Consider the following 8,047-nt stretch of genomic DNA (forward strand, 5'->3'; position numbering starts at 1 on the left):
TGGATATCTCCCGACACACTCATAAATAAAATGTTCGTCTCACACGCTTTAGCAATTCGACGGCTACTGATCAAACCATGTGCATAGCCCAGTAAAATAATCTTTAGCATTACCGAAGGTGGATACGCCGCCGCGCCCGTTTTGTCATTGTTGTACCACGCGTCAAGCCCCGATAAATCGAGTTTATTTTCGACAATATAACAAAGGGCATACTCAAAAGTGCCAGGCAGAATTTGCTCAGCGAAATTGATAGGAATGAATTTATTTTGACAGGATAAGTCAGGCTTGTAGTTAGCCATAACAGTTTACCGTGGGTGAATAATATCTATTAGATCACAGCGAACAGATGGATTCAAGGTTAAAAAGCAACCAACCAAGAATAGTTGGATACGTTCCTAAAAAGAGTAATTCTACAGCCTCAACGCCCTAATAATGGGCAAAAAATAGTTGGCTAAAATGTTGAGGAACGAAACAGCCAACTGTTTTTTGTCCTTATTTATTAGCTTGTTAAGTTGCATTTACACACCGTAAGCTAACATAGTAGCCATTACAAGAGGCATTAAAAGTAAAACAACAAATATTACAACCTCGAGCCACTCTTTAGCCAAAGTTATAAAATACCAAAACGGATTTAGTGAGGTACTTGAGTCGAGCTTTCCGAAGTATTGTAGAAAGCCAGCGATAAAGAATGTCTCTGCACCCAATATTGCAGTGCACATAGCTACAAAAGATAGATATGGATTTTGGCGACTCATATTGCTAAATATAAAGAAGAGAACGATAAATAAAACAGTTGAGATAATAAATGATTTTTTCAGGTGAGCATATTTCACTGCGACCTTATTAAATCCTTTTGGGGAAAATATCACCCGAACTCCTTTTGCAATTTAACAGCTTTATCAGAGGACACTTTCCTCTTTTTATGAGCAACGCATGTCCTCTTAGTTATTTTTAATATTAATAACAAATCCTGTAACACATTGCGAGTATTAAACTTTAAGTCGGGCTGTTCTTTTAATAATATCCAAAAAAGAGGAAAACGTCCTCATTTTTTGACTTAGGAGGAAAAACGCTAGCGCTGTATGTAAATACAGCAATTGAATATTTAAAATGAAAACCAAACCCGATTTTAAATCCGCGTCATTTAATATTCACTAAAAAACGGTGGCGATAATGCAAGTAACCGCTTTAAGTACACTTATTTGTGTAGGCGTATTATAAAAGGTGGTTTACGGATGGTGGAAGCTGTAAAGCGAGGTCATGAACTATTTACTAAACGCGTCTTCCTTCTTTTAAAACAGGGCAGACACGATGTACTTATACCAATCGACTTAAATATTTAGCCTTTCTAGCGTGTTAAATAAAGCGTTAACGGCGTTATAAATTTCTCAGTAGAACAATTACATGTCGAAATTTATGCCTTGTTATCACTTTATTTACCCGTCGCTATAAATGTCTAATAACTTAACACGATTGGTATTATTTGGCTTTTTTAGCCTCTAGAATTTCTATTTCACTCCAGATTTTTTCTGCTTCTGCACTTAACATGGCGAAGCTTTTAATGTCACCTTTTCTTTGTGCCTGCATGCCTAGCTCTAGCTTTACGTCGTATTCTTTACGCAGTTTTTTTATTGGGTCAGGCTTTAAAAATGAAAACATTAGTATTCTCTTAATTTATTAAATTATATGTAGTTAGTGTACGCATTAATGGGCTTAATAGTTCTTTGTTTGGTGAAAATGTTTACTTTGCGCTTTTAAAGCGCACAGTAAACACGGTGTAATTATTAACGTACTGTGTGCTAGTTCTGGTTCTAGTGCTAATGTTTACGTTTCTGGCTCCAGGCGTTTAATACCTTGACCATCAATACCTAGATAAATAAAACCATCGCTGCCTTGGGCTAAGCTGCGTACTCTGCCAATTCCATCGAGTATTTTATATTGCTTAACAACCTTACCTTTTGAGAGCTCCAGTGCGCTAATAAATGCAAATTTCATTGATGCTAGTAATAGCTTACCTTCAAGCTTTGGATATTTATCACTCGTTACATACAACATATCGGAAGGGGCAATTGAAGGGGTCCAATGTAATACGGGCGATTGCATGCCGTCTTTTTCTTTAAGGTCTGTAAACTTGGTACCGCTGTAGTTAACGCCATAACTTACTAAAGGCCATCCGTAGTTAGCGCCTTTTTTTATAATATTAAGCTCATCGCCGCCGCGTGGCCCGTGTTCGTGAGACCATAAAATATTATTTTGATTATCAAACTACATGCCTTGTGGATTACGGTGCCCATAAGACCATGCCGCATGTTTTGCATCTTTTTGTTTAACAAACGGATTATCGCTTGGGATACTACCATCTTCGTGTAAGCGATAAATTTTACCGCCATCACGGGTGAGATCTTGTGGGTTTATGTCGCGCGAGCCGCGATCGCCAATTGAAAAATAAACATAACCTTCATTATCAAACACAATACGGCTGCCGTAGTGCTGGCCTTTGGTACTATTATGCTCGCCTTTGTATAGCAATTGCTGATCAGACAACTGCGTATGATCGCTATTTAGCTTGGCGCGCATTAAGGCGGTGTTACTTCCGCTTCCTTTGCCCTCACTACTTGAGTAACTAAAGTATAGCCATTGGTTTTGCTTACTATCGGTGTGTAGTGATAAATCAAGCAATCCACCTTGGCCATTAGCTTCAATGTTGGGCAGCCCTGAGACTTTAGTTAACGTAGTGGTATTTTTAGGTAATAAAAATAACGTTCCGCTGCGCTCAGATATTAGCAAATCACCATTAGCTAAAGGCTCAATAGCCCAAGGTATAACGACACCTTCTGCCGCTGTTACTGCGTTAACGTTAAGCGATAAAGTATCTAGCTTTTTGTAGTCTTTTACGTAATCGCTTTTTGCATTTGCGGGGGCGTTAGTAGCAAACATAGCAACTGCTAAGCCTGCACTTATTAGTTTAGGGAGTGGGTTATGTGACATTAAATTTATCATTATGGCTTCCAAAATTAATCCAATCTTACATAACCTTAACATGGCATAAATAAATTTGTTAAGCGTTGAGTTGAATGAAAAACACACACTTATATTTTTATACGATGACCTTTTAACAGAAAATTGTTTAGTAATTAGCGCTAATAAAAAATTGAATAATTACTCTATTGGGGTTGAAAACTAAAAATTTCAGCGTACACTTGTGCGCTGAAGTTTGAGCGTACACGTGTAAGTTCAAACGTTAAGTATTTTACGACCCAAGAGATTAATAGTGATGATAATTAAAGTATTAAACCAATTTTCAAAATGGTTTTTACACCATCAAAGTTTTGCAGGCTACATAGAGCCAATAATGCAGGTGTTTAAACCTGCGTGGCGTGCAGGGCAGTTTAGAGCGCAAGTAGTTAATACAGCTGTGCTTGATGGCGGCTTTTTAAGTGTGCAACTTAAGCCAAGCAAACATTGGCAGGCACATACGTCAGGGCAGCATGTAAGTTTAACGCTTGAAATTAATGGGCGATTATTAACACGCGTTTTTACCGTGGCTTCAAGCGCTCAGCAATTTAAAAATACTGGGTTAGTGCGTTTACTAATCAAAAAAAATGCGCAAGGGCGCTTTACTGGCTTACTCAGCCGTGCATTAAAAGCGGGTTTATGGTGCAATATTTCTGCGCCAAACGGCGACTTTGTATTTAAAAATACACATACACCGGCTACTTTTGTTGCCGGTGGGTCGGGTATAACACCTATGCTGGCTATGCTTGATGATTACTTAAGCCAAACTACGCAAAAAGTGTCGTTAGTGTATTACGCAAAAGCCACTGAGCATCAATGTGTTGATGAGCTAAGTGAGTTGGCAGCGCAATTTGAGCATTTTTCGTTTTTATTATTAACGCGTGAGCAATCAAGCGATATAACCAGCAATATTAAGGCGTGGGAAAACCCAGATATTTACTGCTGTGGCCCTGCAGCATTTATGCAGACAGTGAGCGATTTTGCTAAAACGCATAAGCTAAATTACTACCAAGAGGCCTTTGGTTTAGCGTTGCCTAGCTTAAACGACGACAGCCAATTTAATGTAAAAATTAACGCCAGTGCCCATGTTGTATCGGGCAACGATGTTTTACTGACTCAGTTTGAAGAAAAAAAGCTCCCCGTTAAACGCGGTTGCGGTATTGGTATTTGTCATCAATGCCAATGTATTAAAAAGTCAGGCGTGGTACGTAATTTAAAAACAGGTGAATTGAGTGACAACGGCGAGCAATTAATACAACTTTGCGTAAGCCAACCTGTTAGTGATTTGGAGTTACAATTATGAAAAACATTAACTATGACATGCTCGCAAGCGAGCTAGATGCCATTAAAATGGATACCCTTGGCAAAGTAGGCCAACAAGATGCCAACTACATTCGCTCTGTTGTGCGCAAACAGCGAGTGTGTGAATGGAGCGGGCGAATTTTGCTAATGCTTGGTTTTATTCAGCCTTTATTGTGGGTTGCAGGTGTGTTGCTATTAGCGCTTGCTAAAATTTTAGACAATATGGAAATTGGCCACAATGTAATGCATGGTCAATACGATTGGATGAACGACAAGCAACTTAACTCACAGCATTATGAATGGGACATAGCGTGCGACGGGCAAAGTTGGCACCGCGTTCATAACTTTGAGCACCATACGTATACTAATATTATTGGTAAAGACAGAGACTTTGGTTATGGCTTGTTGCGCCTGAGCGATGATTTTAAGTGGCGTTTTAAAAATGTATGGCAGTTTTTTACGTATATTAATTTAAGTGTGTTATTTCAGTGGGGCGTGTCGTATCACGAGTTGGCTGCAGAGCGTGTTTTTATTGGTAAAAAGAAAGAAAACCGCGAAGGGCTTGTATCGCACTCTACATTAAAGCAGCGCTTTTTTAGTAAAGGCGCTCGCCAGTTAATTAAAGATTATGCGATATTTCCGTTACTTGCAGGGCCTTTATTTTTATGGGTATTGGCCGGTAATTTAGTAGCCAACTTAATCCGTAATTTATGGACGTCGACCATAATATTTTGTGGTCACTTTACTGAAGAAACGCAAACTTTTAAACAAGAAGACTGCGTAAACGAAACCCAAGGGCAGTGGTATTACCGCCAAGTACTGGGCTCGTCTAATATTAAAGGACCGCATTGGTTTCATGTTTTAACAGGGCATTTGAGCTGCCAAATAGAGCATCACTTATTTCCAGATATGCCGTCTTCGCGCTATCAAGAAGTTGCACCTCAAGTACAAGCTGTTTTGAAAAAACACGGTATTGATTATCATACAGGTGGTTTTTTTAGACAGTATACGTCGGTGTTAAAACGTATTATTAAATATTCGTTTAAATAAACATGTTTTAATTAACGAATGAAAAAATCGGCCTGTGTAACTACACTGACCGATTTTTTTGTTTATTGCACTCAATACGGTTGATTAGTAAACAGCACTTGCAAAAAATTCTCATAGTTAATTAAAAAAGCCTTACTTTAGCTATGGTTAAATGGCGGGTGATTGTCATACAATGGAGGGAAATAGACCACACAAGAGAGATTAAAATGGCCGCATTTGGTACCGTGTTTATGCCGCAGATGATTCAAGCTCGTTTTTCTGATAATAAATGGAGCGAGAGCTCAATTGTCCCTTCCGATAAACTTGAACTTCATGCTGGTGCGCACGTTCTTCATTATTCAAGTACATGTTTTGAAGGCTTAAAAGCCTTTCGCCATGAAGATGGTTCTGTTTATCTTTTTAGAATGGATGCAAACATTGCACGCATGCAACAAAGCTCAGCGCTATTAAGCTTACCGAGTTTTGACAGCGATATGCTAAAAACGATGATTATCGATATTATGCGCGAATACGCAGATGAAACGCCATTACCGCCGGGCTCTATGTATATTCGCCCAACGCACATTGGTACTGAGGCTGCAATTGGTAAAGCGGCAGCGCCATCAATGAGCTCACTTTTATACACGTTACTATCGCCAGTAGGTGATTACTTTGCCGGTGGCGCAACTGCACTGCGCGTACTGCTTGAAGAAGATGGCATGCGCTGCGCCCCGCACATGGGAATGGTAAAAAGTGGTGGTAACTACGCCAGTGCTCTAGCACCTATTAGTGCTGCACGAACTAAGTATCAAGCAGATCAAATTTTATTTTGCCCTGGTGGCGACGTACAAGAAACCGGTGCTGCTAACTTTATACTTATTGATGGCAACGAAATTATTACTAAAGCGCTTGATAGCACGTTTTTACACGGTGTAACGCGTAATAGTATTTTAACCATAGCCAAAGATTTAGGTATGACGGTAAGCGAGCGTAACTTTAGCGTTACTGAGTTACTAGAGCGTGCTGCTAAACCAGGCACTGAAGCGGCGCTTTCGGGCACTGCAGCTGTACTAACTGCTGTGGGTACGTTTATTCATAACGATAAAGAATACAAAGTAGGTACTGGCGAGCCAGGCCCAACTACTGCGCGCCTTCGCCAAGCATTGAACGATATTCAATGGGGTAAAAGTGAAGACAAGCACGGCTGGTTAACTAAAATCTAATTATAGATTTAATAGCAACTCGCATTAAAAAGCCACCTAATCGGTTAACACCGATCAGTTAAGGTATTTTTGATCGGTTGACCGATCTTTTGGTTGCTTCACAATACCCTTATCATCTTTTGATTATGAGGGTATTTTTATGCTTAGTCATTGGTTACTTGATACGGATATATTCGCCACTCCTGACTCTTTATCTACATTTCAGAAACATATCCCTCTTGAGTGGATTTCTAATGTGCTCGAACAGACCGATAAAGCAAGTATTCGCAAACGTAAGTTACCTGCTGAGCTTGTCGTCTGGCTTATCATTGCAATGGGTCTTTTTCGCGACCGCTCTATTAGTGACGTTGTTGAGAAGTTAGATTTAACACTCACTGATACCCTGGGCGATACGGTTGCTCCAAGTGCTATTCCTCAAGCGAGACAGCGCCTGAGTAGCGACCCCCTCCAAGCCTTATTTCACCTATGTGCAGCCCATTGGACACAAGAAGAAGATGCTGATGATACGTGGTATGGACTCCGGTTATTTTCTGTCGATGGAACGCAATTTCGTGCACCCGATACACCAGCTCTTGCTGAGCACTTTCACTATATTAAGCACAGTAAAAACCGTCATACAGAATATCCTATTGTACGCCTATGCGCCTTAAGCTCCTTGCGTAGCCGGTTGATACACCACGTTGCCTTCGGGCCCAGTTATCAAGGTGAGGTGAACTACGCAAAGCAGTTATTTGGTCATGTAAGTGATAACAGTCTAACTATTTTTGACCGATGTTATCTCAGCGCTGAGCTACTGATTAATTGGCGTAAGCAACACCCACAGTCGCACTGGATGGTCCCGATTAAAAGCAACACGCAATACACCGTCATTGAATCTTACTCTGAGCATGACTTCAAAGTAGAGATGAGTGTATCTGCGCATGCCAGAAAACAAGACCCTTCGCTTCCTGAGTGCTGGCAGGCCAGACTGGTTCTTTATCCTGAGCCAATGGGGCCTGGAAAAATAAAAGGTCTGCTGTGCTCTTTGGATGATAAACAGGCTTTTGGTGCACAGGCCATTCTTGATGTCTATTTCGAGCGCTGGGAAATTGAAAATAGCTATGGAGAAATAAAACACCAGATGCTTGAGGATAGTATTCTTTTGCGTAGTCAGACTGTGGATGGAGTCAATCAAGAGCTATGGGGTATATTGCTAGCCTACAATTTAATTCGAGTAGAGATAAGTCGAATAGCCAAAGAGGCTAAAGTCTCCCCGCTGAGAATTAGTTTTGTCATGGCTTTGCGGGATATACAGGATGAAATACTCTGGTGTGCCATCGCTTCGCCAGGTTCAATTCCAAAGAAATTAAGGGCAATGCGAGAACGAGTGAAACGTTATATTCTTCCAGAAAAAAGAAAACGGCCCAAAAGTAGGACCGTTCGAATTTCAAAAACTCGGTACACCATTAAGTCAAAGCATGCTTAACTGAATGGTGTTA

The 8,047-nt window shown here is 40.3% G+C and carries 7 protein-coding genes and 1 pseudogene; 4 read left to right on the forward strand and 4 right to left on the reverse strand.

Features of this window, described 5'->3' with window-relative positions; all coding sequences use genetic code 11:
* From GQR45_RS20970 to GQR45_RS20985, 4 genes and pseudogenes are all read right to left on the reverse strand, one after another.
* Positions 1-299, reverse strand: a 299-nt coding sequence (locus GQR45_RS20970) for a transposase (RefSeq protein ID WP_165726920.1), incomplete at its 3' end; no start/stop codon positions are given.
* Positions 300-518: 219 nt separating this feature from the next.
* A complete protein-coding gene (locus GQR45_RS20975; RefSeq protein WP_165726919.1) occupies positions 519-869 on the reverse strand; it encodes a hypothetical protein in 351 nt (116 codons plus the stop codon).
* 610 nt (positions 870-1,479) lie between these two features.
* Positions 1,480-1,659: a DUF6435 family protein gene (locus GQR45_RS20980; RefSeq protein ID WP_165726921.1), complete on the reverse strand. Its 180-nt coding sequence runs from the start codon at positions 1,657-1,659 to the stop codon at positions 1,480-1,482.
* A gap of 165 nt (positions 1,660-1,824) precedes the next feature.
* Positions 1,825-3,000 (reverse strand): annotated as a pseudogene (locus tag GQR45_RS20985) (PQQ-dependent sugar dehydrogenase).
* Positions 3,001-3,274: 274 nt separating this feature from the next.
* Between GQR45_RS20985 and GQR45_RS20990 the strand changes: the two are divergent.
* The 4 genes from GQR45_RS20990 to GQR45_RS21005 all read left to right on the forward strand — a co-directional run bounded on the left by GQR45_RS20990 (position 3,275) and on the right by GQR45_RS21005 (position 8,034).
* Entirely contained in the window at positions 3,275-4,318 is a 1,044-nt protein-coding gene (locus GQR45_RS20990) for an iron-sulfur cluster-binding domain-containing protein (RefSeq protein ID WP_165726923.1), read from the forward strand.
* The gene (locus GQR45_RS20995; RefSeq protein ID WP_165726922.1) at positions 4,315-5,367 is read left to right on the forward strand and encodes an acyl-CoA desaturase; all 1,053 of its coding nucleotides are present in this window, start codon (positions 4,315-4,317) and stop codon (positions 5,365-5,367) included. The genes GQR45_RS20990 and GQR45_RS20995 overlap by 4 nt, the downstream gene beginning before the upstream one ends.
* Positions 5,368-5,510: 143 nt before the next feature.
* Positions 5,511-6,569, forward strand: a complete 1,059-nt coding sequence (locus tag GQR45_RS21000) for a branched-chain amino acid aminotransferase (protein ID WP_269435109.1) — start codon at positions 5,511-5,513, stop codon at positions 6,567-6,569.
* 139 nt (positions 6,570-6,708) lie between these two features.
* Complete coding sequence (locus GQR45_RS21005) at positions 6,709-8,034, forward strand: IS4 family transposase (RefSeq protein ID WP_165725782.1); 1,326 nt, start codon at positions 6,709-6,711, stop codon at positions 8,032-8,034.
* The last annotated feature ends 13 nt before the right edge of the window (positions 8,035-8,047 follow it).

Source organism: Pseudoalteromonas sp. SA25, assembly GCF_011378705.1.
Taxonomy (GTDB): Bacteria; Pseudomonadota; Gammaproteobacteria; order Enterobacterales; family Alteromonadaceae; genus Pseudoalteromonas; species Pseudoalteromonas arctica.

Excerpts from the sequence above, each read along its gene's own strand:
- GQR45_RS21005 (WP_165725782.1), top strand. The coding sequence starts at position 6,709 with ATGCTTAGTCATTGGTTACTTGATACGGATATATTCGCCACTCCTGAC.
- GQR45_RS21000 (WP_269435109.1), top strand. The coding sequence starts at position 5,511 with ATGGTTAAATGGCGGGTGATTGTCATACAATGGAGGGAAATAGACCAC.
- GQR45_RS20990 (WP_165726923.1), top strand. The coding sequence starts at position 3,275 with ATGATAATTAAAGTATTAAACCAATTTTCAAAATGGTTTTTACACCAT.
- GQR45_RS20980 (WP_165726921.1), bottom strand. The coding sequence starts at position 1,659 with ATGTTTTCATTTTTAAAGCCTGACCCAATAAAAAAACTGCGTAAAGAA.
- GQR45_RS20995 (WP_165726922.1), top strand. The coding sequence starts at position 4,315 with ATGAAAAACATTAACTATGACATGCTCGCAAGCGAGCTAGATGCCATT.